Below are 24,466 nucleotides of genomic sequence, written 5' to 3' on the forward strand. Positions count from 1 at the left end.
TTATGAAATCGAGCCCCGAGAAGGTCTGAATTTCGGTGTGGTCACCGGCATCAGAAACCACAGAAATCACAACAATCACAAAACTCGAGGCACCACACGGATGTGACCGCCGGCCGCACCGGTGCGTCCCGCACCGGTGCGGCCGCGCGTGCGCGGGGGCGCCCCCTCGGACGGCGGCCGGATCCGAAGTGTTCGGAAATTTGGTTCTCAAAACCGCACCTACCGGTTACTTGAATGAGTCATACTTCGGACCGTGTCCACTACGGCGGATTTCGAGCGCATGCTGCGCCGGGCCGCGCTGCGGGTGACGGCCCCGCGGATCGCGGTGCTGACCGCTGTGGCCGACCACCCGCACTCCGACACCGACACCATCCTCGGCCTCGTCCGCGGCACCCTGGGCACGGTCTCCCATCAGGCCGTCTACGACGTGCTGCGGGCGCTGACCGAGGCGGGTCTGCTGCGCCGGATCCAGCCGATGGGCTCGGTCGCCCGCTACGAGACCCGCGTCGGCGACAACCACCACCATCTGGTGTGCCGCTCCTGCGGCGTCATCGCCGATGTGGACTGTTCGGTCGGCGACGCACCGTGTCTGACCGCCGCCGACGACAACGGCTTCGTCCTCGACGAGGCCGAGGTCATCTACTGGGGCCTGTGCCCCTCCTGTTCCCTGCCGACTGCTCGATCGACCCCGTGATCACAGCCAGTTTCACTCACTCGGAAAGGAAAGACCGTGCCTGAGGAACATCCACCTATCGCCGAGGCCAATACCGAACCGCCCGAGAGCGGATGCCCCGTCGTCGGCCGCATGAAGCGACCCGTCGAAGGTGGCGGCAACCGCGACTGGTGGCCGGAACAGCTCAATCTCAAAGTGCTGCAGCACAATCCGGCCGAAATCAATCCCTTCGGCGCGGACTACGACTATGCCGCCGAATTCGCCACCCTGGATCTGGCCGCGGTCAAGGCCGACATCATCGAGGTGATGACGACCTCGCAGGACTGGTGGCCGGCCGATTTCGGCCACTACGGGCCGCTGTTCATCCGCATGGCCTGGCATGCGGCCGGCACCTACCGCATCGAGGACGGCCGCGGCGGCGCCGGATCCGGGATGCAGCGCTTCGCCCCGCTCAACAGCTGGCCCGACAACGCCAGCCTGGACAAGGCGCGCCGGCTGCTGTGGCCGGTGAAACAGAAGTACGGCCGCAAACTGTCGTGGGCCGATCTCATCGTCTACACCGGCAACGTCGCCCTCGAGCATATGGGTTTCCAGACCTTCGGTTTCGGCGGCGGCCGCGTCGACGAGTGGGAGCCCGAGGAGGTGTATTGGGGTCCGGAGATGGAATGGCTCGGCGATGCCCGCTACTCCGGGCAGCGCGATCTGGAGAACCCGCTCGCGGCCGTGCAGATGGGCCTGATCTACGTCAATCCCGAAGGGCCCAACGGTAATCCGGATCCGCTGGCGGCCGCGATCGACATCCGCGAGACGTTCCGCCGGATGGCGATGAACGATGTGGAAACCGCGGCGCTGATCGTCGGCGGGCACACCTTCGGCAAGACCCACGGCGCCGGCCCCGCCGACAACGTCGGCCCCGAACCGGAAGCCGCGCCGCTCGAGCAGATGGGCCTGGGCTGGAAGAGCTCGTTCGGCACCGGTGTCGGCAAGGACGCGATCACCAGCGGCATCGAGGTGACGTGGACCCCGACCCCGACCCGCTGGGACAACAGCTTCCTCGAAACCCTCTACGGCTACGAATGGGAGCAGACCAAGAGTCCCGCCGGGGCGTGGCAGTGGGTGCCGAAGGACGGCGCCGGCGCGGGCACGGTGCCCGACGCCCACGATTCGTCCAAGACCCAGGCCCCGGCGATGCTGACCACCGACCTGTCGCTGCGATTCGACCCGATCTACGGGCCGATCACGCGGCGCTGGCTCGACCATCCCGAGGAACTGGCCGACGAGTTCGCCAAGGCCTGGTACAAGCTGATCCACCGCGATATGGGACCCAAGTCCCGGTATCTGGGTCCGCTGGTGCCGGAGGAGACCCTGTTGTGGCAGGACCCGATCCCGGCCGTCGATCACGACCTGATCGGTGACGCCGAGATCACCACCCTCAAGGCGCGGATCCTCGATTCGGGCCTGACGGTGCCGCAGCTGGTGTCGACGGCCTGGGCGGCGGCGGCCTCGTTCCGCGGCAGCGACAAACGCGGCGGCGCCAACGGCGGCCGGTTGCGGTTGCAACCGCAGAACGGCTGGGAGGTCAACGACCCCGACGAGCTGGCCCAGGTGATCCGCACCCTGGAAGCGATCCAGGAGGCGTTCAACACCGAACAGTCCGGCAACGTGCGTGTCTCGTTCGCCGACGTCGTGGTGCTCGGCGGTGTCGCGGCGATCGAGAAGGCCGCCCGCGACGCCGGTTTCGGGGTGAGCGTCCCGTTCACCCCCGGCCGCACCGACGCCACCCAGGAACAGACCGATGTGGAGTCGTTCTCCGCGCTCGAACCCAAGGCCGACGGTTTCCGCAACTACCTCGGCAAGGGCACCCGGCTGTCGGCGGAGTATCTGCTGGTCGACAAGGCGAACCTGCTGCGGTTGACCCCGCCGGAGATGACCGTGCTCGTGGGCGGTCTGCGGGTGCTCGGCGCCAACTACAAGCAGTCGCCACTGGGCGTGCTCACCGACAACCCCGGAGTGCTGAGCAACGATTTCTTCGTGAATCTGCTCGACATGAGCACCGAGTGGAAGCCCTCTCCGGCCGACGACGGCACCTACGTCGGCTCGGACCGGGCCACCGGCGAGCAACGCTGGAACGGCAGCCGCGTCGATCTGGTCTTCGGCTCGAACTCGCAGCTGCGGGCGCTGGCCGAGGTGTATGCCACCGACGACGCCAAGGGCAAGTTCGTCGACGATTTCATCGCCGCCTGGGACAAGGTGATGAACCTGGATCGGTTCGACCTGGCCTGATCCGCCGTTGCCCGGATGCCCCGCGCACCACCGCCGGTGCGCGGGGCATCCGCACGTCCGGGGAGCATGCCGGTTCGGGCGGTCGTTCGGCCGCGGACGCTACAGTCACCCGAGACCACTCGGGCACAGGAGGCCGCCGTGACCGTTCCGCTGCTGGCGTGGGCCGGTGCGCTGGCGCTGATCGTCGTCTTACTGGTGTTCGACTTCGTCTTCCACGTGCGTCGCGCGCATTCGCCGACCCTGGGCGAGTCGGCGGCGTGGTCGGCGGCCTATATCGGTGTGGCGGTGGCGTTCGGGTTCGTGGTGTGGGGTCTGGGCGGATCCGAGATGGGGGTCGAGTACTTCGCCGGCTACATCACCGAGAAGGCGTTGTCGGTGGACAATCTGTTCATCTTCCTGGTGATCTTCACCGCCTTCCGGGTGCCCGCGGCCGCCCAGCAGAAGGTGCTGCTGGTGGGGATCGTGATCTCGCTGCTGGCGCGCACCGGATTCATCTTCCTCGGAGCGACGCTGATCAACCGTTTCGCGTGGGTGTTCTACCTGTTCGGCGGGGTGCTGCTGGTGACCGCGGGCAATATGCTGCGTCCCGAGAGCGAGGACGCCCACTCCGGCGACGGGCTGGTGGTGCGCGCGACCCGGAAACTGTTGCGCACCACCGACTCCTACGACGGTGACGCGATGACCACGATCGTGGACGGTCGGCGCCGGTTGACGCCGATGGTGTCGGCGATGATCGCGATCGGTGGCACCGATGTGCTGTTCGCCCTCGATTCGATTCCCGCGATCTTCGGCCTCACCGAGAACGTATTCCTGGTGTTCACCGCCACCGCGTTCTCGCTTTTGGGGTTGCGGCAGTTGTTCTTCCTGCTCGAGGGGCTGCTGGACCGGTTGATCTATCTGGGTTTCGGGCTGGCCGCCGTCCTCGGCTTCATCGGCGTGAAGCTGATTCTGCACGCGCTGCATCACAACAGCGTGCCGTTCGTCAACGACGGCGACCCGGTGCCGGTGGCCGAGATTCCCACCGTGTGGTCGCTGGTCGTGATCGTCGCGATACTCGTTGTGACGGTGGTGGTTTCGCTGTGGAGCCCGGCCGGGCGCGCGCAGACCGCGGTCGCCGGGGCGCGCCGCTACGCCACCCGGTACCTCGATCTGGGCTACGAGGCCGATCAGGCCGTGCGCGAACACACCTACGGGCGGATGCTGGCAGCGGAACGGACCATGGCCGGGCTGCCGGACAAATATGTGCACCGGTTCCGCGCCGAGGACCTGACCACGCTTCTGGACCGCGCGCACGTCGTGCACGAGGACCGCATGGAGCGCATCCGCGCGGGCCTGCCCCTGCGGATGTGACCGTCGAACCCTCCCCTTTATATTCCGTTTCGGCTATATTGCCGATATGGCATCTACGTTCGAGGCGCTGGCCGAACCGCGGCGCCGCGAAATCCTCGACCTGCTGCGCCGGCGCGAACACCTGGTCGGCGAACTGGTCACCGAACTGCGCCTGGCACAACCGACGGTATCGAAACACCTGAAGATCCTGCGCGGCGCCGGCCTGGTCGAGGTCCGCCAGGACGCCCAACGGCGCTGGTACCGGCTGCGACCCCAGCCGCTCACCGAGATCGACCTGTGGCTGGCCCCCTACCGGCAGTTGTGGGACACCAGCCTCGACGCGCTGGCCCGCCACCTCGACGCGCTGGCCGCCGACGACAGCACCACCCTCACCGAAGCCGAAACCGCAAGGAGTGATGACGATGAGTGACCCGTCCGCCGAACTGACCACGATCGACGGCACGCCCACGTTGCGGTTCGAGCGCCGCTTCGCCCATCCCCGGGAACGAGTGTGGCGGGCGATCAGCGATCCCGAGCAGATGAAGGCGTGGTTCCCGGCCGCGGTGCAGACCGACCTGCGCCCCGGCGCGCCGATGCGATTCGTCTTCGACGACGAAGCCCCGGTCGAGGACACCTGGGACGGGGAGGTCCTCGAGGTCGATCCGCCGAAGGTGTTCATGTTCCGCTGGAACCGGGATGTGCTGCGGTTCGAGTTGATCGCCGACGGCGACGGCTGCCGGCTGGTGTTCACCCACGCGCTCGGCGACGGCCCGACCGGCCGCCTCGGCGCCGCCCGCACCGCCGCCGGATGGGACGGCTGCCTGACCAGCCTGGCCGCCGCACTCGACGACCGCGCCGAAGATGAGGACCCGAGAGCCGGATGGCTGGCCCGGGCCGAAGCCTACGCCGAGAAGTTCGGGCTGGCCCGCGGCAGCGCCGAACCCGGCGTGGGCCCCGAATCCGATGTGGTGCTGCGCTTTTCGCGGGACCTGGTGTGGCGGCCCGCGGACACGATCTGGGCGATCCTGATCGAGGACCACCCCCTGCACGTCGGCGCGCTGCCACCGGCGCGCGCGACCAATCCGGCGATCGAGCCGGGACCGGTCACCGCATTCGATCCGCCGCGGCTGCTGGAATACGAGGTGTCGGTGGCCGGGCAGCCGGCGGGACGGGCGCGGTGGGAGATCATCGCCGATCCGCGACTGGGCACCCGGGTCGATTTCACCCACACCCTGCCCCAACGGCTCGCCGAGCACCGCGCCGGACTGCTGGCCGCCTGGCAGGTGCATGTCGAACTGTTCTTCGCGGCAACACAGGGCGAGATCCGGTGCCCGTGGCCCGAGCAGCGGGTTACCGAACTGACCGCCACCTACAGCTGAGTCACCGCGCGGGCACGCGGCCGGTGCGGGCCGGAATCGTGGTGTCCAGCACCGTCATCAGCGCGACGAGGACACCGAGGCCGACGATCACCCAGGCGATGGCGTGCAGCCCGGCATCGGTGGTGGCCGAACCGAAGGTCAACGTGATCAGGCTGGAGGAGAAGATCGCCCCCATATAGGCGAAGGTGCGATACAACCCCGACGCCACCGCGACCTGCCGGGCGGGCGCCTGCACATACAGCGCGGCCTGGTTGGCGAACCCGCTGGCGCCGCCGGCCACGCCGAACAGCAGCGACATCGCGATCAGCACGATCACCGGCGAGTTGTGCGTGATCACGGCCATGACCAGCCCGGTCGCGATCAACGCCGCACCGCTCGCGGTCAGCGGCACCCGCACCCAGCCGCGATTGGACACCAGCCGCGCGATGACGATACTGATCGCCGACAGCGGCAGCAGGATCAACCCCACCTGGGAGGCGCTGTAGTGGGCGGCCTGTTCCATCCACTGACTGGTCCCGTAGAGGGCGGTGTAGGTGCCCAGCGACACCACCGCCTGCCGCAGATACGTGCGCAACAGGCCGCCGTTGCCGGTCAGCATCCGCACATCGATGAGCGGGCTGCGGGCCCGCAACTCCCACGCCACCAGCGCGGCGACCAGTCCCAGCGTCACCGGCAGCAACCACCACAGCGGTGAGCGCAGATCCGACAGAAACCTCAGCATGCCGATCACGGCGCCGGCGAACAGGCCGATGCCGACGAGGTCGACCGCGGCCGGCAGCGACCCCTGATCGCGGTCGCGCGGTGCATCCTTCGGCACCCCGGTCGCCGTCGCCACCAGCGCGACCAGCGCGAGCGGAATGTTGACGAAAAATATTGCGCGCCAACCGAACACACCCGCCAACAGACCACCCAGCGGCAGCCCCACCACGGAGGTGACCTGCGCGGCGATCGAGAAGTTGCCCAGCACTCGCGCCGGCACCCCCGTCCCGGCGTCGTCGGCGCGCCGCCGCACCAGCGCCATCGCGGTGGGAAACGCCGCCGAGGTGCCGATCCCGATGAGCGCGCGCGACACCACCAGGAAGCCGAATGCCGGTGCGGCGGCGCCGATCACGCCGGCGGCGATGAGGATGATCAACCCGCCGGTGAACACCCGGCGCGGCCCGAACAGCGTGGCGAGTTTGCCCATGGTGGGCTGGGCGACGGCGCTGCACAGATACAGCACCGAGATGAGCACGGCGGTGGTGCCGGGGCCCCGGTGGAAGTCGACGCCGATGCCGACGAGGGCGGTGGCGATGGTGGAGGTGTTGATCGGATTGAGGGTCGAGCCCAGCAGCAGCGGCCCGACGAAGCGGACGGTGAACGGGTCGCTGCGGGCGGGCGCGGTGTCGGCGGGGGCGGCCGTCACGAGCGGGCCGCCAATGTCCGTAGCACGTCGTCGGTGGTTCCGGTTTCGGCGATGCGGCCGAAGATGTGGGCGATGCTGTGGTCGTGGCGTTCGGCGTCGGAATCGGTCATCGCATCGACCGGCAGCGTGACGTGGAAACCCTGTTCGTGGGCGTCGCGGGCGGTCGATTCGACGCCGGCGCCGGTGGCGATGCCCACGACCACCACCTGCGTGACGCCGTCGGCACGCAACCGGTCGGCGAGCCCGGTGCCGGCGAAGGCGCTGCGGGCGTGCTTGGTGACCTGGATGTCGCCGGGCTGCGGCGCCATCTCGGGAATGAGGGCGGTCCAGTCCGGCGGCAGATCGGTCATGGTCATCGCGCCGGCGTCGGTGCGCCCCGGCGGGGTGCCGGCGACGTTGACGAGCACGACCGGCAGGTCCCGGTCGCGGAAGGCGTGCGCGAGTGTGGCCGCGCGCGTGATCACGGGTTCGACCGGATGCGCCAGCGGCCGGCCGACGATGCCCTGCTGCAGATCGATCACGATGAGGGCGGTGGCCGGGTCCAGGGTGGTGACGGGCATGACGAATTCCTTTGCTGGCGTGCGGTTTCGGACGCACCGGGGTCGGCGCGCGCCGGATCGCGCGAACCCGGTGGCCGGGTCGCGGATTTCGGTTGTGGGCGCTTGGATCAGCCGGCGCGGCCGATGCGGTCGAGCAGCCCGACCGCATCGGCGAGTTGCCGGATTTCGGCGTCGGTGAATTCGGCCTCGATGACGCGGGTGAGCCAGTCCTCTTTCGCGCGGCGGCCGGTGCGGAATTCGTCGCGGGCGGCCTCGGTCAGGTCCAGGACGGTTTTGCGGCCGTCGGCCGGATCGGGTGTGCCCGCGATGAGACCCGCCCCTTCCAGCGCGCGAACGATTTTCGCCATCGACTGCGGGCGCATTCCCGCCGCGTGGGCCAGTTGGGTGGCCGTGGCGGGACCGCCCTGTTCGAGGCGGATGAGGACCGAGCTCTGGGATTTGGTGAGGTCGCTGCCCTCGGCCTGAGCGCGCAGCTGCCGCAGCAGCCGGCTGACGGCGACACGCAGATCGGCCGCCACCGCGGCGGGGGTGGGCGCAGGCTTTCCGGACATGACTCCACCGTATCATTTACTAAGCTAACTGTACAGCTGACTGTATAAATTCGATGCGACTCGGCCTTCGCCGAGTGTGATTACTTGACGGCCGGTAAGTAATGTCGCTAGCCTGACCGAAAAGCCCCCTACCGGGTCGTTTACTCGATCCGGCCGGCGCGGGAAGTGGGTGGGGATGGAAACCGTCAGTGTGTTGTGGCCGGTGCCGGCCGAGCGCGTCGCGACCGTCGAAGTCGGCGAGGACGCGCTGACCGACCTGGAAATCGAACCGCTGCTCGCCGCGATCGTCGGCGATACCGACGACCACGACCTCACCGCCCTGCTGCGCCGCCCCGTCCGCGACCCCGACACCGTCCGATTCCGCCACGAGGTGTTCACCGACCTCGACGACCACGAAACATACGCCGCCGCAGAGGAATTCGTGATCGCCATGTGGCGGGTGCGGCGCCGGCTGCGCATCGCCGGCGAACTGTATCACCGGCATCAACGCCACCGCGCCCACCTCGACGCCGCCGCCGGCTACGTGGCCGCGGTCACCGCACTGCACGCGGCGACCGCACGGCTGCCACTGCGATCGCGGGCACTGCTGCGGTGGCGCACCTACCTCGACACCTATTGCGCCGGTGCGGATCTGCGCACACTGGCCCACGACATCGACACCGTACGAGCCGCGCTGGCCCGCGTGCGGTACCGGCTGCGGATCGTCGACCGCACCCTCGAGGTGAGCCCCGCACACCCCGCACCCGACTACACCGCCGCCGTGACGCGACTGCTCGCCCGCTTCGGCGCACCACACCGCCGCGACCCACACCCGCAACCGGAGTGGCCGGACATGAACCAGACCGAGGAACATATCCTCGACCGGGTCGCCGACCTGTACCCGGCGCCGTTCGAGCGACTGGCCGAATTCGCCACCCGCCATCGAGATTTCATCGCCCCCGAGGTGACCGACTTCGATCGAGGCATGCAGTTCTATCTGCGCTACCGCCGGTTCGCCCTCCGCGCCGCCGGCACCGGCCGCAGTCTGTGCCTGCCCGAGATCGCCGCACCCGGCGAACCGATCCACGCCGAGTGCGCCTACGACCTCGCCCTCGCTACCCGCTCACCGAACCCGCTGGTGTGCAACGATTTCCGCCTCGAACCCCCGGAACGAATGACGGTGGTGACCGGCCCCAACCAGGGCGGGAAGACGACCTTCGCGCGCGCGATCGGGCAACTGGTGTACTTCGCCGCGCTCGGCGGCCCGGTCCCCGCGCAGGCGGCGCGGCTGCCGTTGCCCGATCGCATCCACACCCACTTCGAACGCGCCGAACACGCCGGCGACCCGGACGGAAGGCTGCTGGCGGACCTGCGCTCCATGCGCGAAATCCTGCGGACCACGAGCGCGGACACCCTGGTCGTGCTCAACGAGAGTTTCTCCACGACCACCACACATGACGGCGCGCGCATCGCCGGCGAGGTCCTGGCCCACATCGTGCGGCTCGGCGCCTGGGGGGTGTGGGTGAGCTTCTTCGACGACCTCGCCGACGCCGGACCCGAGGTGGTGTCGATGGTGGCATCGACCGACCCGGCCGACCGCGCACACCGCACCTACCGCATCGTGCGCCGCCCCGCCGACGGCAACGCCTACGCCACCGAACTCGCCCAACGCTACGGACTCGGCTACCACGCGGTGGCCGCGAGGCTGGCGCGATGAGGGTCCGGCTGCTGTTCCCCGCCGACACCGCACCCGCACCGGCCGCGCTCGGCGACACCGCTGTCGCGGATCTGGGCATCTCCGCGCTGATCGACACCATCGCCGAGCGCGACCCGGCGATCGCCGACACGGTCCGGGCAGTCATCACCGCGCCCCCGGCGGATCCGGCCGTGATCACACACCGCCACGCCGTGCTCACCGACTGCTGCGCCCACCCCGACCTCGTGCGCGCCGTCCACGACATCGCCGCCGCCGCGACGTCGGTGCGGCGCTGGACATCGGCGGCACGCCGGCGCGCCAACGGCACACTGGTTCTGACCCTGCCACCGTTCACCGCACAGCTCGAGCAGCTGCGCCGGCTGCGCACCCTGCTCGAACGCGACGGCGACCCCCTCACCGCCGCGGGCTGGACCGACCTGATCGCGACGACGAAGCAGTTCGACGACACCTACCTGCGAGCGGTGCGCGACGAGCTGAGCGTGCTGCGCTTCGACCACGGCGTCGACATCGAGGCGGGCCTGGGCACCGGCAACAAGATCACCGATGTCGTGGTCCACCGGCCACCCGCACGCCGGCCACGATTCGGATTCCCCCGCAGCACAAGCGTTTTCGAAGCGATCGCCGACGGCGATGCCGAGGCCGATCCGGTGATGCAGCTGAAGGACCACGCGCTGGCAGAACTCGCGGACGTGGTCGCCGCTACCGCCGACGGGCTGCACGCCTTCTTCCTGCGGTTACGCGAGGAGACCGCCTTCTACCTCGGCTGCCTGATCCTGCGAGAGCGCCTCGACCGCATCGCGATCCCCTACTGCCTGCCGCACCCCCACCCGTCCGGCACGACGCGGCTGCGCTGCCGCGGGCTGCGCGACATCACCCTGGCGCTGGGCCCGGAACCCGCGAGCGTGGCGGGCAGCGACCTCGCCGCCGACGGGCGATCGCTGCTGATCGTCACCGGCGCCAACAACGGCGGCAAATCCACGTTCCTGCGCAGCCTCGGCGCCGCGCAGCTGATGATGCAGGCCGGAATGTTCGTCCTCGCCGAGGAATTCGCCGCCGACGTCCGCGACGGAGTGTTCACCCATTTCGTCGGCGACGAGGACCACACCCTGTCCTACGGCAAACTCGCCGACGAACTGGTCCGGATGAACGCGGTGATCGACCGGATCGGGCCGCGCGGGCTGCTGCTGTGCAACGAGGCGTTCGCCTCCACCGGCGAACGCGACGCCGGCCGTATCGCCGGGCCCCTGCTGCGGGCGCTCACCGAGGCCGGAGTGAAGGTCGTGTTCGTCACCCACCTCTACGACTACACGCGCACCCGCCACGCCGAGGCGCACCCCGGCGACCTGTTCCTGCGCGCCGAACGCGGACCCGACGGCACACGCACCCACCGCATCGTGGCGGGCCCGCCCGAGGCCGGCGGTCACGGCTACGACCTGTGGGCCGCCACCGAACCCGGGTAACCGGGCTCAGGCCGAGGGACGCAGACTGCTCAGCACCCGGATCGCATCCGACAGCGGGATCATCCGGCCGGGTTGTTCGGCGAGCAACCCCATCTCGATGTACTGGCGAATCAGCATCGAGGGGGTGATGCAGTGTGCGGCGGCCGCCTCCCGGATCCGGTCACGCAGATCCTTCGGCAGTTTCAAGGAGGTGGTGACCATCCCGCGTTCGATCTCCTCGCCGGTCGGCGGCAGCGCGGGCGCCGCGGCGGAGTCGTCGAACACCAAACCGTCCACGACCGCCTGCGGGTCGGCGCCGGGCTTCGGTTCGAAGATGTGCTTGTCGGTCATCGGTTCGCCTCCCATGCGGTGTATTCCTCGAGCTGCTGCGGGCGCATCTGCGCGGCCATCACGATCTCCCAGGTGCCGGCCGACTCCGGCGACGGCCGCATCCGCAGCATCACCACCAGTGGACGGCCCGCGTCGGTGCGGCCCCACACGGTCGTGACGGGCAACCCTTCCGGGGTGCGGGCCGGGCGCGGCCAGCGCCGCGACGAATACAGCACCTCCATCACCTCCCAGGGCGCCACCTCGGCACGATCCAGGAACGAGTGGATTCCGATCCACCATGCGTACTCCACGCAGCCACCATAATACCCGCGTATTACCTACCTCGGCAGTGGTGAGCGTCGCTGCGGCAGCACCACCGTGCGATCGAACGCCGCGGGATGGGCCGCGGCGTGCTCGACCGCCGCCGCGACGTCGTCCAATCCGAACGTGGTGACCGTTTCCACCGAGAGATCGAGCAGCCCGCACCGCACCAGCTCGATCAACCCCGCAACAGCGGTGCGCGGGCACATCCACTGACCCCGCACCGTCACACTGTTGCGCATCAGCCACGGATACGGCAGCGCCAGATCGGAACCGCCGAGCATCCCCACCCCGCCCATGAGCACGACGCGTCCGAACTCCCGCACCGTCATCACCGCGGTCCGCACCACGCGCGTGTCCGCCGCGGGCGGCAGAATATCGAGCACCACATCCACCGGTCCCCCGCCCGCGGCCACCATCGCCTGCCGATCCACCTCCGCGTCGCCGGTCAGCTCGACCGGGCGCACACGGTCTCCGAACAGGTCCCGCAACCGGGTCGCAGCCGCGCGGTTGCGGCCGGGAGCCACTACCCGGCTCGCGCCCATGGCAAGCCCCACCGCCACCGCCGCACCCCCGAAATTGCCGGTCGCCCCGCTCACCAGCAATGTTTCCCCGGCACGCAGATCCGCCGCCAGCAGACCCCCGTACGGCACCAGCGGCACCGCCAGCGACGCCCAGCCGGCCACGTCCTCGCCGTCGACGTCACCGAGCGGCACGGCGTTCTCCGTCGGCACGACCATGCGCTCCGCGAACGACCCGTGATGAAAGTACCGCGACAATCGCAGCCCGCCCGGACCACGCGAACTCCAGCCCTGCAACGTGATGTCGGGAGTGCGCGCGTCGTCGCGGGAACGCACCGTCGGATCACACCACACCAGGTCCCCGGGCCGCAGCCGGGTCGCATCCGGACCGGCCGACACCACCCGCCCGACCCCGCCCATTCCCGGAATCACCGGCGGCTCCAGCGGATAGTTGCGCACACCGCCGAAAACCTCTGCCGCATACGGCAAGACACAGGTAGCGAGCACATCCACCAGGACCTCACCCGGCCCGGCCACCGGATCGGGCACAGTCGTCACCGTCAACGGCTGCCCGAACTGTTCCAACATCGCCGCACGCATCGCCCACTCCTCAGGTTCCGAATCTCTTCTTCGCCAACGTAGGACGCGATCCGGCCATGCCACCAGCGAAAGTCCGGCATATCTGGTATGCCGGACAGTCATGGATCTGTCACCGGCCGGACTGCGGGTGCTGGCCGAGGTCGCCGAACGCGGATCGTTCACCGCCGCGGCCGCCGCCCTCGGCTATACCCAATCCGGCATCTCACGCCAAGCCGCGGCCCTCGAACGCGAGGCCGGAAAACCCCTGTTCGAACGCCACCGCACCGGCGTCCACCTCACCCCGGCCGGGCTGACGCTGCTGCGCCACGCACGGGTCGTGCTGGACGCGCTGGAGGCCGCGCGACGCGACCTCGACGACCGCGATCTCGTCCAGCGGGTACGGCTGGGCAGCCTCATCAGCGCGGGCGCGGTACTCGTACCCACCGCGCTGGCCGCGCTGCGACGCACCCACCCCGCACTCGAGGTGTCCACCCGCGAGGGCACCACGCCGGCGCTGGTCCGCGCCATCCGCGCCGGCAGCCTCGATCTCGCCGTGATCACCTCGCGGCCGCCGCACCGGCCACCCGACACCGAACTACCGCGGCTGATCGTCGAACAACTCGGCGAGGTGGAACTGCTCGTCGCCGCCCCCGCCACCGGCCGCTTCGCCGGGCGCACCACCATCACGGTCGACGAACTCGTCGACGCCCCGTGGATCGCGAGCCCCGCCGCCACCACCGAACCGCTGCTGGGAGTGTGGCCGGGGCTGCCCGGCCGCCCCCACATCGCACACCGCGCGCGCGACTGGCTCGCCAAACTCGCCCTCGTCGCCGCCGGCTGCGGCGTGACCACCGTCCCCTCGGGCCTGTTCCCGGCGCTGCCGCCGGAGGTCATCACGCTGCGCGTCGTCACCGGCTCCCACGACCGCGCCGCCACCGAACTGCGCCGCCTGTCGCTGGTCCGCACACCGGCCCCGCTCACCCCGCCGAACGCGGCCGTGATCGAGGCATTACGCAGCGCCGCAACACCTTTCGCACGCGGGAGCGCCCGGGCGACGGGCTAGCCGGTCACCAGATCAGGGTCCGCTCGGGCACCCGCACACACGCGAAGAAGCGTTTGCCGATATCGCTGCCGTCGTGGTTGTAGGCGTTCATGATCTCGGCCAGTTCGTCGGCCAGCTCCTGCAGCGCCGGGCTCGGATTGTCGATGCCGCAGTCGCTGACCCAACCCCACTCCCGCGGCACACCCTCGATGGTGACGATGATCTTGCCGACGTACGGCGTTGCGACAGAGTAGGAGATCTCGATGGGAGCGTCCCGGATCGGCGAACGTTCGGCGAGCTCCGCACGATGCTGCGGCATGCTGAAGATCTGCGCGAAAACGATGTCCTGACTGATCATTTCGGCAATGCTCGCCAACGTGGCGTGCCGCCCGACCCGGTGATAGCGGGGACCGTAATCACGATCGCCCCGCGGTCCCGCCGCCTGCGGATGCTTGGCCAGGATGCGGTCGAGCATGCGCTGGGCGGCCTCGCGTTCGGCGGCACCGGTCGCGGGATGATCGATCAGCTGGCGCAGCCGGGAAATCCGGGGGCTCAGGGCCGTTGACATGGTCGCGGTCCTCTCCTCGTCGTCGCACGGCAGCCGCAGCCGCGGTCGGTCAGGGCAGCGGATCGACCAGCACCTGATGGTCGATGCGTCGCAACATATCCGGCCGAGCGGTCAAACACGGCCAATTGCGAGAGACCGCCTCACTGGCGGCGTGTCCGGCGGCCACCAGCCCATCGGCATCGGAACGTCCGGCCAGCAACGCCGCCACCCGGGAGGCCGCGCCGGTGTCCAGTCCGGTCACCACGGTGTGCGGCAGCTCCAGCAACACCGCGAGGATATCGAGCCGATCCGGCCGGATCAGCGCCTGCCCCGCCGCCGCCACCGCCGCGGGCACCACGATGGTATGACCGGCCTCGGCCGTCGCCCATGCCACCGCGTGCACATACGGCAGCCGCCGCGTCCAGCCCACCACGGCGGCGGTGTCGAACACCACGCCGCCCAGTGCGGCCGGGCTCACGCGGCGCCGGCGCTTCGCCGATCCAGATCCTCCGCCGACAGCGGCGGCAGGCCCTGCACACGCCGGGCCTGATTCACCAGCTCGAGCGGCGGCACGCCACCGAAACTGGACTCGATGGCATCCAGCGAAATATCGCGATCCATCCGATCCCGCAACGCGGCCGACACGTAGGCGGACAGATTATCGATCCGCCCCGACGCCTTCCAGCGCTCCAAGGTGGACACATCATCCTTGGGGACCGAGATCGTCACCTTCTTCGTCTCCGCCATACCAACAGCTTACGGCAGTATGGCGCCCGGACGGCAGCGACTACCGCGCGAAGACGGTGGCCTGCGCTCCGCGCAGCAGCTCGACCAGCTCCTTGCCCGCCGTGTCGTCCAACGCCGCGAAGGCCGGGGCGATCAGCTCGTCGGTCAGCGCCTCGGCCGCATCCCAGCGCTGCCGCATCGCCGAGCTCACCTCGGTGACGTCGACCCGTTCACCCCACCCGAACAGCCGCGCCTGGGTGGGCCCGTCGGTACGCGGCGAGCCACCGATCAGCACCGCCTCGAACGGCGACAGCCCACTGGCCCGCACCGCCATCAGATGCAGGCCGCCCCGCAGCTCACGCAGACAATGGATCAACTGCAACACCCGACCGGCGGCATCGTCGGCGAGCGGCAACGCCCGCCAGCCCGCGAACAGGCTCACCCCCGCCACATCGGCGGCATCGCTCACCACCCGCAGCAATTCGGCCAACCGGTCGCAGCCGTCGAATCCGGCGAGTTTGCGGCGACCGAAACCCTGGCACGCCGCCAGATATCCGGCCGCGGCCTGCGCGGGCGCCATCGCCACCGAATCCCAGGCCGCCCGAACGGTTTCCGGCTCGAAGAACCCGAACGCCGCGGTCACCACATCGGCATCCACCTCACCGAGCACCCCGCCGCGGCCGCGCGTATACGGGCCGATGAAGCCGTCCACGCCGGTGGTGGCACCGAATGCCTTGGCCTCGCGGGAGAACATGAACGCGCCCCCGATGGTCTGGATCTCGGATTTCACCGCGGCCGGCACCGACACGGCGGACCCCTTTCGACGAGAGCGACCGATCCGGCCACTCGGCTCCTTCGACAATCCCCCGGAGCCTATCTCGCTTCAATCCACTAATGCCAGCGCCGGGCCGCAATCCACCGGCCCCGCGAACAACCCCCGAGCTAATCCACCATCGCACCGCCGGACCCCGCCCGCCCACGCGACGACGCCGCGACCACCCCGGCCGGCGAGCCCGCCGACCCGGCCCCGGCGATATTCCCCCGCCGGAGCCGACCGGCTTCCCAGCACCGCACGGTAGGCACGAAATCCCGTATAACGTAACGGCATCGGCACGTTCCCCAGAATTCATGGGAGGATTCACCTATTCTCGGGCCCGGGCCCGGGTACCACCGATTTCGAAGCGAGCGAGGGATGACCGACAACCTCGGCGCGACCGCACCCGACCCCGGTGCCGACCGCGCCACCGCAACGCAGACCGCGCTGACGTCGCTCGTCGCCCGCTTCGCCCAGCAATGGCAAACCTCCGGCGAACCACCGGATCTGTCGGCCCACCTGCCCGCCGAACCCGCGCTACGCCGCTCCGCACTCATCGAACTCATCAAGGTCGACCTGCACGAACGCTGGCAACGCGACACCGACGCACCGCGACTGGCCGACTACCGCGAACAATTCCCCGAACTCGCCGCCGCGCCCCTGCCCCCCGACCTGGTCTACGAAGAGATCAACGCCCGCAGCCGTCGCGACCACCACGCCGTCGACCTCGGCGAATACGAACAGGACTACCCCATCCAGATGGCCCGCATCACCGAAGGATTCGAGGACCTACCCCCCTCGGCACCCGGACTGCGCACCACCATGCTCGCCGACCCGACCGCCCTCGACGCACTCGACACCATCAACCCCGGCGCCACCGTCGACGACTTCGACCTGCTGCTCCCCCTCGGCCAAGGCGCGTTCGCCCGCGTCTTCCTCGCCCGCCAACGCTCCATGGGACGCCTCGTCGCCGTCAAGATCTCCCACGACCGCGGCAGCGAACCACAAACCCTGGCCCAACTCGACCACGACCACATCGTGCGCGTCTTCGACCAGCGCCAGATCACCGACCAGCGCCTCAAACTCATGTACATGCAGTACGTGCCCGGTGGCACCCTGCTCGGCGTCCTGCGCATGCTGCGCCGCACACCACCCGCCCAACGCGACGGCAAACTCCTGCTCGAAGCCATCGACGCCGCCACCACCACCGGCGGCGTCCTCGAACCCCAGCCCTCGCCCACCCGATCCGAACTCGCCCGGCTCAGCTGGCCCGAAACCGTCGCCTGGCTCGGCAGCCGCCTCGCCGCCGCCCTCGACTACGCCAACCACCGCGGCATCCTGCACCGCGACCTCAAACCCGCCAACGTGCTCCTCACCGCCGACGGCCAACCCAAACTCGCCGACTTCAACATCAGCTTCAGCCGCCACCTGCCCGGCGCCAACCCTGTCGCCTACTTCGGCGGCTCCCTGCCCTACATGGCCCCCGAACAACTCGAGGCCTGCCACCCCAACCTCGACACCACCGCCGCCGACCTGGACACCCGCGCCGACCTCTACGCCCTCGCCGTCGTCCTGTGGGAACTGCTCACCGGCCGCCTCCCCTTCGACGACGGCCACGACGCCGGCGAAACCGAAGAATCCCTCCAAGCCATGATCGACCGGCGCCGCACACCCATCGCCGACCACTTCGAAGCCGACCTCCCACCCGACACCCCCGCCCTGCTGCGCCACGCCCTGCTCACCTGCCTCGCACCCGACCCCGCGGACCGCTACGCCACCGGCGCCGACCTCGCCCAGCAACTCGACCTCAGCCAGGACCGCGCCGCCCGCGACCTCGTCGACCCGCCCACCCACAGCCTGCGCGCCCGCCTGCGCATGCGCCCCATGCCCGTCGTCACCCTCTCCAGCCTGCTCGGCCACCTGCTCGCCGGGCTCTACCTCGGCTCCCACAACCTGCGACTCATCCGCGACGCCCTCGGCGCCGACGCCGCCCACCAGATGGTGCGCCTGGGCATCGTCATGATCGCCATCGCCTACCCGATCGCCATCGCCGCCCTCATGTACTGGTGCCGCTCGGTGTTCGTGGTACCCAACGGATTACGCCGCGGCAGACAATTCGACGCCGCCACCCTTGCCCGCGCCCGCGCCGACACCCTCGCCTGCGGCGACCGCATCGCCGTGGCCACCTTCGCGGGATGGCTTGCCGCACTGGGCGTCTTCCTCGTCAAACTGCACACCCTCGGCGACGTATCCGCCGGCATCACCACCAGCCTCATCGCCTGCAACCTCGTCGCCGCATGCGTCGCCGTCGTCTACACCTACTTCCCCGTCACCTACTTCGTCCTGCGCTGGTACTACCCGGGCCTGGTCGCCGCCGGCGGCACCACCCCCGCCGACGCCGCCATGCTGCGCCGCATGGTGCACCGCAGCCGCATCTACCTCGGCGTCGCCGCCTGCGTCCCACTCATCGGCGTCCCCGCCGGCCTCGTATTCCTCACCCCCGACCAACAGCAGACCGTCATCGGCCCCATCGTCGGACTCTGTGTCGGAGGGCTTTTCGCCTTCCTCATCACCCTGCGCACCTTCTACCTACTCGAATCCGACCTCAACGCCCTCGACCGCATCCTCGACCCCCACCCCCACTCCTGACCGGCTGCGGTCACCCGACCAAGATCGTCTAATCTCGAGGCGGTGCTAGGACATTCACATGCGACCAGTGGTGCGCTCGCGTGGGCGGGAGCCGCTGCCGCGCTACCACTTTCGATTCTCACCTTCCCCGCCGCGCAGATCGGCCACCTCGGCACCGTCGACCTGCTGATGGGAACGTTCCTCACGGCCGGCGCCGCCCTGCTGCCCGACGCCGACCACCCCAGCGGCACCATCTCGCATGCGCTCGGACCGATCACGCACACCGCCTGCAAGATCATCTCCACCGTCTCCGGCGGGCACCGCCACGCCACCCACTCCCTGGCCTTCGTCGCGGCCGTCACCTACGGCACCTGGGCCGGCGAACATTGGATCGGCCGCTGGTTCACCCTCGGCCTGGTCTTCTTCCTGCTCGCCCTCGCCGTCCGCGCGCTGAATCTCTGCCCGCCCGGCGAAGGGCTGCGCTCCTACGCCACCATCGCCGTACTCGCCGTCGCCGGCACCTTCGCCATGGACCAGTGGATCTCCGACAAACCCGCCTGGCTGCCGTTCTCCGTCGGCCTCGGGGCCCTCGCCCACCTCATCGGCGACTGCCTCACCGACCGCGGCTGCCGGCTGTTCTGGCCACTCGACATCCGCACCCGCATCCCGATCATCGACCGCACCGGCAACAAGGTCGAAACCTGGGTGATCTCACCACTGTTCGTGCTCGGCACCCTCGCCGCGCTCTGGTACGTCATCACCCACCAGCCCTAACAGCGTCACCGCGTCGCGGTCCGGGCTGCCAGGCTCGGCCTGGAACGCGACGAACCGCTGCCCGTCCGCCGCGGTCAGAATCTCCGAGGTCAACTCCATCCGGCCCACCGCCGGATGCCGGAACATCCGGCGCGTACCGCGCTTGGCCCGCACATCGTAATGCGCCCACAACGCCTCGAAATCCGCGGTCGCCGCGCACAATTCGGCCGTCAGCGCCGCCAGCTCCACCGGATGCGATCCCGCGCCCTGCACCACCCGCAGATGCGCCACACAATCGCGCGCCATCCCCGTCCAATCCTCGAACACCGTCCGCGCCGCCGGATGCGTGAACACGTACCGAATCAGATTGCGGCGCCTCGGCTCCCACTGCTCGATACCCCACAGCAACCGCAACCCCTCCGTATTCGCCGCCAGCAAGTTGCTCACCTGATCCAGGACGAAAGCCGGTGTGGGACGCACCGATTCGAGCAGCAACACCATGCCCCGCCCGGCCACCTCCACCGGCGCCGCGGTGGCCGCCGAGCGCGCCCCCGCCAGCCGCGCCACCCGGTGCAGATGAGCCGCCTCGTCGGCATTCAGCAGCAACGCCGAGGCCAGCGCCGCCAGCACTTCCGGGCTCGGATTGCGGTCGCGGCCCTGTTCCAGCCTGATGTAATAGTCCACGCTCAGCCCCGCCAGCGCCGCGACCTCCTCGCGGCGCAGGCCCGCCGTCTGCCGCCGCCGCGTGCCCGGCGGCAGACCCACCTCCGACGGCTGCACCCGCGCACGGCGCGCACGCAGGAACTCTCCCAGGGCACGACGATCACTCACTCATCCAGTGTGCCCGCTTCCCAGCCACGCCGGCGTGGCCCCGCCAGGACCAGGCCACAGCCGGTCTCCCCGCCGCACTCGCCACGCCGCACGGTGGATGCATGACCGACACCACCCACACCCTCGTCATCGGCGGCAGCTCCGGCATGGGCCTCGCCCTGGCCGAACGACTCCTGGCAGCCGGACATCGAGTCACCATCGCCGCCCGCGACACCGACCGCCTGACCGCCGCGACCGCACGGCTCGGCTATCCTGACCAGCTCCGCTCACAGCGCGTCGACATCGCCGAAGAAGCTTCCATCGCAGCACTTTTCGACACCGTAGGCGCGGTCGATCACATCGTCGTCACCGCCGCCGACATGCGCCACGGATACGGCCCGCTCACCGAGCTGCCCGCGCGCGACGCGCGGACCGTCCTCGACATCAAAGTGCTCGGGCCGTGGCTGGTCGCCAAGTACGCGGCAGATCGCGTCCGTAACTCCATCACCGTCACCTCCGGAATCGCGGCCTACCGTCCCGCACCCGGCGGCTCGGTCGTGGCCACCGCCAATGCCGCTCTGGAGGGCCTGGTCCGAGCGCTGGCGCTGGAATTGGCTCCGATCCGGGTCAACGCCGTCTCCCCCGGCTGGGTCGACACCCCGATCTGGGACGACTTCGCCGGCCCCGACAAACACGCCCGGCTCACCGCGATGGCCGCGCGACTGCCCGTCGGCCGCGTCGGCCGTCCCGCCGATATCGCGGCCGCGTTCCACGCCGTCCTCGACAACGACTTCATGACCGGCGAAGTCCTGCACGTCGAAGGCGGACACCGGCTGGTCTGACGAACCACCCCGCACATGGCGGCGCCCCGCACCACCGGCCATCGGCACCGCTACCGCGGTGCTGAACGGACGGGATATGCGGGGCGCGCGCCCTGCCGATCAGGCCAGCTGAGCCGAAACGATCGTGATCGGCTCGACCGGCACATCCTGATGCCCGGCCTTGGAGCCCGTGCGGACACCCTCGATCGAATCCACGACGGCGTTACCGTCGACGACCCGCCCGAAGACCGCGTAACCCCAGCCGTCCTGGCCCGGGTAATTCAGGAAGTCGTTGTCGGCGGTGTTGATGAAGAACTGGGCACTGGCCGAATGCGGATCCGCCGTACGCGCCATCGCGACGGTGTACTTGTCGTTGCGCAGCCCGTTCTTGGCCTCGTTCTGCACCCGGTTGGGCGCCGGCTTCTGCTGCATATCGGCGGTCAGACCGCCGCCCTGCACCATGAAACCCGGAATCACACGGTGGAAGATCGTCCCGTCGTAGTGGCCGGACTTGACGTAGTCCACGAAGTTCGCGACCGTTTGCGGCGCCTTCGTCTCGTCCAATTCGAGGGTGATGTCCCCGGCTGATGTGTTGAGCAACACTGTGGTCATCCGGTCATCGTATGGCAGCCGCCTGCACCCGGCGGACAACCCCTCATCTCGGGCGTACGAATAGGCCTCGGGAGTCTTGTGCTGTCTTTAGTTTCTGTTACGTGAGCTGGAAGTCTGCGGCGCGCTTCGAGGAGACACATAGTTAGATGCGCATATCTCCATCACATATTGTTTTATGGCGTCGCAATGCCGGCCGCCACCTCCTCGAGCGCCGGGGCATTCGACCGCGAGGACGGCCGAAACGGATTCAGGCCTCGTACAACTCCAGCGGCAAGTCGTCCGGGTCGAAGAAGAAACCGAAACGGCGACCGGTGAATTCGTCGACCCGGACCTCCTCCACGACCACTCCCCTCCCCCGCAGCTCCGCCAGGCCCGCGGCGACGTCTTCGACGGCGAAGGCGAGATGACGCAGCCCGCACGCCTCGGGCCGCGACGGCCGTGTCGGCGGATCCGGGAACGAGAAGAGCTCCAGTTGGGCGCCGTCCGGCAGTGCGAGATCGAGCTTCCACGAACGCCGTTCGACCCGGTAGTGCTCCGCCACCACCCGCAGCCCGAGCACCTCGGTATAGAACGTTTTCGATCTCTGATAGTCCGCCGCGATGATCGCCGCGTGGTGAATCCTCCGCAACTCCATCGCCCGACCGTAGCCAGTCCTCGAGGCTGCGGTTGTGGACGGTGAGCAGCGTGTGTCGACGAGATACGACATGGCGACTTTACATGCGTCGATGCGCATACGCCCATAGCAATATGTTCGTTGCCGCGACCACGCCGGCCCCGCTCACCGGCCGCCTCGGAAGAGGCTGCCGCGCACAGGCTTTCACAGTGCGGACAGTGCCTCTTCCGCGGCAGCGATGGCTTGTTCCCGGTATCCCCCACCGAACAGCACGACATGCACCAGCAACGGATACAGCTGATGCAGTGCGATCCGCTGTTCCGCGCCGGGCGCGAGGGGGAAGCGCTCCCGGTATGCCCCCAGGATGTGGCCGAGATGCGGCGCGCCGAACAGCCGCAACATGGCCAGGTCCGTCTCGCGATGACCGCCGTGGGCGGCCGGGTCGATGAGCCGCACACCGCGCTCGGTCCACAGCACATTGCCCGACCACAGATCGCCGTGAATGCGGCACGGCAGCTCCGCTGGGCCGGCCAGATCGCCGATCCCGCCGATCACCCGCTCGACGAGCAGAGTTCCGTCGCGTCCCAGAACGGATGCGGCGGCGGGCAACAGCGGTTGCAGTCGATACCGGGCGTACCAGGGCCCCCACTCCCCCGCCACCATCGCGTTGTCCTGCGGGACCGTGGCGATACAGCCCGCCCATGGCGCGCCGTACCGGTCGACGGTGTGCGCGTGCAGTTCGGCAAGCGCTGCACCGAACTGCTCTGCGGCAGCACGGCTGGGCGTCACCGAACTCAACCACGGCAATACCAGAGTGCGCTGGTCGGCGGCCAATACCTGCGGGATCAGGTCCGCGGCGTCGGCCTCGCGCAACCAGCGCAGGCCCGCGGCCTCAGCGGTCAAGGCATGGTCCGCGGTCGAACCCGGTTCGCCCACAGCACTTTTCACGAAGGCATCGCGGCCGTCGGCGAGCCGCACGCGATACAAGGTCCAGGCATGCCCGCGTCCGGCGGTGCGCTCGGACACCACCGGTACGCCCAGCAAGGACTCCAGATGTGTCGACAACTCGCTCACGAGCCGTAGACCGTCTGCCAGATCGCCCGCCCCAGCGCTCGGGCCAACTGTTCGTCGTCCACCGGATTCCCGGCCGCGAAGGTGAAGTCGATGGCACGCTCGACCATGCAGGTCAGGGCGATGGCGGTGGCCTCGACCTCCAGATCGGCGGAAATCCGGCCCGCCGCGCGCTCCCGGTCCAGCCGCCCGCGGACGATTTCGGTGAAGCGCTGGACCCGCTCCTGCCAGTAGCGGCCCACATCGCGGTCGTAGCCCGCCACCTCGGTGAGCGCGCGCAGGACGCGATGGTGTGCCCGGGTGCCCGCGATCATCAGCCGCATGGCCGTGACGACCCCCGCCTCTCCATCGAGATGGTCTGCGGCCCACCACAGTTCGGCCGTCCGGAACTGATCGTCGGTGGCGAGGTCGGCCATCCGGATCAACAGCCGGCTCTTGTCGGGGAAATAGCGATAGAAGGTGGAGCGGGCGATGTCGGCCTCGGCGGCGATCCGGGCCACCGGAAGTTCGGTGTAGGTGACGCCGGTATCCAGCAGCCGGTCCACGGCGGAGAGCACCCGCCGCTCGACCGCATCGCGCCGTTCGTCGCGCTCACGAGACCGCGAGCCGGGGCGGGTCAGCGACGCCATGTCGTGGGTTCGTCGAGGACGGCCATGGGCACATTGTCGCTCGAGTCACGAGACAACGCAGGTGACCACCGGTGGAAATCGCCGGAAGATGTGGGCGTCATCCTGGGAAAAGTCTGTGATAACAGCCACAAACGGCAGTTCAGCCGAGTTTCGCCCCATTGCGAGCCTCGCGAGAAAGCATCACTCGCACTGAAGGTTTCAGTTGTGCTGCCGACAGCACTGCGGACGTGGTGAACAGGAACTGAATGAATAATCTCCGGGTGTTCACTATCCGTTAGCTGGCCTGGTCTGTGATTCGTTCGTCCCTGAACCACTCCGTTTCGAGGTTCCGCAA

Annotated in this window: 26 protein-coding genes; 11 read left to right on the forward strand and 15 right to left on the reverse strand. The window is 69.2% G+C overall.

Annotated features, from left to right (window positions below):
* Positions 1-280: 280 nt before the first annotated feature.
* The 5 genes from ACPCUW_RS24405 to ACPCUW_RS24425 all read left to right on the forward strand — a co-directional run bounded on the left by ACPCUW_RS24405 (position 281) and on the right by ACPCUW_RS24425 (position 5,664).
* A complete protein-coding gene (locus ACPCUW_RS24405) occupies positions 281-694 on the forward strand; it encodes a Fur family transcriptional regulator (protein WP_036525450.1) in 414 nt (137 codons plus the stop codon).
* 36 nt (positions 695-730) lie between these two features.
* The gene (katG, locus tag ACPCUW_RS24410) at positions 731-2,956 is read left to right on the forward strand and encodes a catalase/peroxidase HPI (protein ID WP_423427321.1); all 2,226 of its coding nucleotides are present in this window, start codon (positions 731-733) and stop codon (positions 2,954-2,956) included.
* Positions 2,957-3,094: 138 nt separating this feature from the next.
* The gene (locus ACPCUW_RS24415) at positions 3,095-4,306 is read left to right on the forward strand and encodes a TerC/Alx family metal homeostasis membrane protein (RefSeq protein ID WP_423427323.1); all 1,212 of its coding nucleotides are present in this window, start codon (positions 3,095-3,097) and stop codon (positions 4,304-4,306) included.
* Positions 4,307-4,352: 46 nt separating this feature from the next.
* The gene (locus tag ACPCUW_RS24420) at positions 4,353-4,715 is read left to right on the forward strand and encodes an ArsR/SmtB family transcription factor (RefSeq protein WP_063016160.1); all 363 of its coding nucleotides are present in this window, start codon (positions 4,353-4,355) and stop codon (positions 4,713-4,715) included.
* Positions 4,708-5,664, forward strand: coding sequence for an SRPBCC family protein (locus tag ACPCUW_RS24425; protein ID WP_423427325.1), 957 nt, complete (start codon positions 4,708-4,710; stop codon positions 5,662-5,664). Before ACPCUW_RS24420 ends, ACPCUW_RS24425 begins: the two co-directional genes overlap by 8 nt.
* Before the next feature lies 1 nt (position 5,665).
* Here the strand turns inward: ACPCUW_RS24425 and ACPCUW_RS24430 are convergent, their stop codons facing one another.
* The 3 genes from ACPCUW_RS24430 to ACPCUW_RS24440 all read right to left on the reverse strand — a co-directional run bounded on the left by ACPCUW_RS24430 (position 5,666) and on the right by ACPCUW_RS24440 (position 8,180).
* Entirely contained in the window at positions 5,666-7,069 is a 1,404-nt protein-coding gene (locus ACPCUW_RS24430) for an MFS transporter (RefSeq protein ID WP_423427327.1), read from the reverse strand.
* Positions 7,066-7,629, reverse strand: coding sequence for an isochorismatase family protein (locus ACPCUW_RS24435; RefSeq protein ID WP_423427329.1), 564 nt, complete (start codon positions 7,627-7,629; stop codon positions 7,066-7,068). Before ACPCUW_RS24435 ends, ACPCUW_RS24430 begins: the two co-directional genes overlap by 4 nt.
* 107 nt (positions 7,630-7,736) lie before the next feature.
* Positions 7,737-8,180: a MarR family winged helix-turn-helix transcriptional regulator gene (locus ACPCUW_RS24440; RefSeq protein ID WP_423427331.1), complete on the reverse strand. Its 444-nt coding sequence runs from the start codon at positions 8,178-8,180 to the stop codon at positions 7,737-7,739.
* Positions 8,181-8,355: 175 nt separating this feature from the next.
* Between ACPCUW_RS24440 and ACPCUW_RS24445 the strand changes: the two genes are divergently transcribed.
* Together ACPCUW_RS24445 and ACPCUW_RS24450 are read left to right on the forward strand one after the other, a co-directional pair.
* The gene (locus ACPCUW_RS24445; RefSeq protein WP_423427332.1) at positions 8,356-9,876 is read left to right on the forward strand and encodes a MutS-related protein; all 1,521 of its coding nucleotides are present in this window, start codon (positions 8,356-8,358) and stop codon (positions 9,874-9,876) included.
* Positions 9,873-11,336 (forward strand): MutS-related protein, encoded by a 1,464-nt coding sequence (locus ACPCUW_RS24450; protein WP_423427334.1) that lies wholly within the window; start codon positions 9,873-9,875, stop codon positions 11,334-11,336. The genes ACPCUW_RS24445 and ACPCUW_RS24450 overlap by 4 nt, the downstream gene beginning before the upstream one ends.
* Before the next feature lie 6 nt (positions 11,337-11,342).
* Here ACPCUW_RS24450 and ACPCUW_RS24455 read toward each other — a convergent pair whose 3' ends face one another.
* From ACPCUW_RS24455 to ACPCUW_RS24465, 3 genes are read right to left on the reverse strand one after another with little or no spacing between them, the layout of a single operon-like run.
* The gene (locus ACPCUW_RS24455; protein WP_423427335.1) at positions 11,343-11,666 is read right to left on the reverse strand and encodes a CopG family transcriptional regulator; all 324 of its coding nucleotides are present in this window, start codon (positions 11,664-11,666) and stop codon (positions 11,343-11,345) included.
* Positions 11,663-11,956, reverse strand: a complete 294-nt coding sequence (locus tag ACPCUW_RS24460) for a hypothetical protein (RefSeq protein ID WP_051025322.1) — start codon at positions 11,954-11,956, stop codon at positions 11,663-11,665. The genes ACPCUW_RS24455 and ACPCUW_RS24460 overlap by 4 nt, the downstream gene beginning before the upstream one ends.
* Before the next feature lie 27 nt (positions 11,957-11,983).
* The gene (locus ACPCUW_RS24465; RefSeq protein WP_423427337.1) at positions 11,984-13,087 is read right to left on the reverse strand and encodes an alcohol dehydrogenase catalytic domain-containing protein; all 1,104 of its coding nucleotides are present in this window, start codon (positions 13,085-13,087) and stop codon (positions 11,984-11,986) included.
* Between the two features lie 100 nt (positions 13,088-13,187).
* On the opposite strand from ACPCUW_RS24465, the gene ACPCUW_RS24470 reads away from it, so the two are divergent.
* The gene (locus ACPCUW_RS24470) at positions 13,188-14,129 is read left to right on the forward strand and encodes a LysR family transcriptional regulator (RefSeq protein ID WP_423427339.1); all 942 of its coding nucleotides are present in this window, start codon (positions 13,188-13,190) and stop codon (positions 14,127-14,129) included.
* 4 nt (positions 14,130-14,133) lie between these two features.
* On the opposite strand, the gene ACPCUW_RS24475 is transcribed toward ACPCUW_RS24470, so the two are convergent.
* From ACPCUW_RS24475 to ACPCUW_RS24490, 4 genes are read right to left on the reverse strand one after another with little or no spacing between them, the layout of a single operon-like run.
* Entirely contained in the window at positions 14,134-14,676 is a 543-nt protein-coding gene (locus tag ACPCUW_RS24475) for a hypothetical protein (RefSeq protein ID WP_030516979.1), read from the reverse strand.
* Between the two features lie 49 nt (positions 14,677-14,725).
* Positions 14,726-15,133: a hypothetical protein gene (locus ACPCUW_RS24480; RefSeq protein ID WP_036508401.1), complete on the reverse strand. Its 408-nt coding sequence runs from the start codon at positions 15,131-15,133 to the stop codon at positions 14,726-14,728.
* The gene (locus ACPCUW_RS24485) at positions 15,130-15,402 is read right to left on the reverse strand and encodes a hypothetical protein (RefSeq protein WP_030516981.1); all 273 of its coding nucleotides are present in this window, start codon (positions 15,400-15,402) and stop codon (positions 15,130-15,132) included. Before ACPCUW_RS24485 ends, ACPCUW_RS24480 begins: the two co-directional genes overlap by 4 nt.
* Positions 15,403-15,442: 40 nt before the next feature.
* Positions 15,443-16,189, reverse strand: a complete 747-nt coding sequence (locus ACPCUW_RS24490; protein ID WP_423427340.1) for an SCO6745 family protein — start codon at positions 16,187-16,189, stop codon at positions 15,443-15,445.
* 384 nt (positions 16,190-16,573) lie between these two features.
* Between ACPCUW_RS24490 and ACPCUW_RS24495 the strand changes: the two genes are divergently transcribed.
* Entirely contained in the window at positions 16,574-18,844 is a 2,271-nt protein-coding gene (locus tag ACPCUW_RS24495; protein ID WP_423427342.1) for a protein kinase domain-containing protein, read from the forward strand.
* A 42-nt stretch (positions 18,845-18,886) separates the two neighbouring features.
* On the forward strand, positions 18,887-19,597 hold the full coding sequence (locus ACPCUW_RS24500) for a metal-dependent hydrolase (RefSeq protein WP_063016183.1): 711 nt from the start codon (positions 18,887-18,889) through the stop codon (positions 19,595-19,597).
* Here ACPCUW_RS24500 and ACPCUW_RS24505 read toward each other — a convergent pair.
* Positions 19,535-20,407, reverse strand: coding sequence for a helix-turn-helix domain-containing protein (locus ACPCUW_RS24505; protein ID WP_423427344.1), 873 nt, complete (start codon positions 20,405-20,407; stop codon positions 19,535-19,537). The two genes, ACPCUW_RS24500 and ACPCUW_RS24505, sit on opposite strands and share 63 nt — an antisense overlap.
* A 101-nt stretch (positions 20,408-20,508) precedes the next feature.
* Between ACPCUW_RS24505 and ACPCUW_RS24510 the strand changes: the two genes are divergently transcribed.
* Complete coding sequence (locus tag ACPCUW_RS24510) at positions 20,509-21,228, forward strand: SDR family oxidoreductase (RefSeq protein ID WP_423427346.1); 720 nt, start codon at positions 20,509-20,511, stop codon at positions 21,226-21,228.
* A 99-nt stretch (positions 21,229-21,327) separates the two neighbouring features.
* On the opposite strand, the gene ACPCUW_RS24515 is transcribed toward ACPCUW_RS24510, so the two are convergent.
* The 4 genes from ACPCUW_RS24515 to ACPCUW_RS24530 form a co-directional block, all read right to left on the reverse strand.
* The gene (locus ACPCUW_RS24515; RefSeq protein WP_030516987.1) at positions 21,328-21,819 is read right to left on the reverse strand and encodes a peptidylprolyl isomerase; all 492 of its coding nucleotides are present in this window, start codon (positions 21,817-21,819) and stop codon (positions 21,328-21,330) included.
* Between the two features lie 247 nt (positions 21,820-22,066).
* Positions 22,067-22,453, reverse strand: a complete 387-nt coding sequence (locus ACPCUW_RS24520; protein ID WP_423427347.1) for a VOC family protein — start codon at positions 22,451-22,453, stop codon at positions 22,067-22,069.
* 183 nt (positions 22,454-22,636) lie between these two features.
* The gene (locus ACPCUW_RS24525) at positions 22,637-23,506 is read right to left on the reverse strand and encodes a fructosamine kinase family protein (protein ID WP_423427349.1); all 870 of its coding nucleotides are present in this window, start codon (positions 23,504-23,506) and stop codon (positions 22,637-22,639) included.
* On the reverse strand, positions 23,503-24,132 hold the full coding sequence (locus ACPCUW_RS24530) for a TetR/AcrR family transcriptional regulator (protein ID WP_063016191.1): 630 nt from the start codon (positions 24,130-24,132) through the stop codon (positions 23,503-23,505). Before ACPCUW_RS24530 ends, ACPCUW_RS24525 begins: the two co-directional genes overlap by 4 nt.
* Positions 24,133-24,466 lie beyond the last annotated feature (334 nt).

Source organism: Nocardia sp. AB354, assembly GCF_049538315.1.
In the GTDB taxonomy this organism is placed as follows: Bacteria; Actinomycetota; Actinomycetes; order Mycobacteriales; family Mycobacteriaceae; genus Nocardia; species Nocardia nova.

Coding starts and splice junctions, on each gene's coding strand:
- ACPCUW_RS24405 (WP_036525450.1), top strand. CDS start 281: ATGCTGCGCCGGGCCGCGCTGCGGGTGACGGCCCCGCGGATCGCGGTG.
- ACPCUW_RS24420 (WP_063016160.1), top strand. CDS start 4,353: ATGGCATCTACGTTCGAGGCGCTGGCCGAACCGCGGCGCCGCGAAATC.
- ACPCUW_RS24425 (WP_423427325.1), top strand. CDS start 4,708: ATGAGTGACCCGTCCGCCGAACTGACCACGATCGACGGCACGCCCACG.
- ACPCUW_RS24435 (WP_423427329.1), bottom strand. CDS start 7,629: ATGCCCGTCACCACCCTGGACCCGGCCACCGCCCTCATCGTGATCGAT.
- ACPCUW_RS24440 (WP_423427331.1), bottom strand. CDS start 8,180: ATGTCCGGAAAGCCTGCGCCCACCCCCGCCGCGGTGGCGGCCGATCTG.
- ACPCUW_RS24445 (WP_423427332.1), top strand. CDS start 8,356: ATGGAAACCGTCAGTGTGTTGTGGCCGGTGCCGGCCGAGCGCGTCGCG.
- ACPCUW_RS24450 (WP_423427334.1), top strand. CDS start 9,873: ATGAGGGTCCGGCTGCTGTTCCCCGCCGACACCGCACCCGCACCGGCC.
- ACPCUW_RS24455 (WP_423427335.1), bottom strand. CDS start 11,666: ATGACCGACAAGCACATCTTCGAACCGAAGCCCGGCGCCGACCCGCAG.
- ACPCUW_RS24465 (WP_423427337.1), bottom strand. CDS start 13,087: ATGCGTGCGGCGATGTTGGAACAGTTCGGGCAGCCGTTGACGGTGACG.
- ACPCUW_RS24470 (WP_423427339.1), top strand. CDS start 13,188: ATGGATCTGTCACCGGCCGGACTGCGGGTGCTGGCCGAGGTCGCCGAA.
- ACPCUW_RS24475 (WP_030516979.1), bottom strand. CDS start 14,676: ATGTCAACGGCCCTGAGCCCCCGGATTTCCCGGCTGCGCCAGCTGATC.
- ACPCUW_RS24485 (WP_030516981.1), bottom strand. CDS start 15,402: ATGGCGGAGACGAAGAAGGTGACGATCTCGGTCCCCAAGGATGATGTG.
- ACPCUW_RS24495 (WP_423427342.1), top strand. CDS start 16,574: ATGACCGACAACCTCGGCGCGACCGCACCCGACCCCGGTGCCGACCGC.
- ACPCUW_RS24510 (WP_423427346.1), top strand. CDS start 20,509: ATGACCGACACCACCCACACCCTCGTCATCGGCGGCAGCTCCGGCATG.
- ACPCUW_RS24515 (WP_030516987.1), bottom strand. CDS start 21,819: ATGACCACAGTGTTGCTCAACACATCAGCCGGGGACATCACCCTCGAA.
- ACPCUW_RS24520 (WP_423427347.1), bottom strand. CDS start 22,453: ATGGAGTTGCGGAGGATTCACCACGCGGCGATCATCGCGGCGGACTAT.
- ACPCUW_RS24530 (WP_063016191.1), bottom strand. CDS start 24,132: ATGGCGTCGCTGACCCGCCCCGGCTCGCGGTCTCGTGAGCGCGACGAA.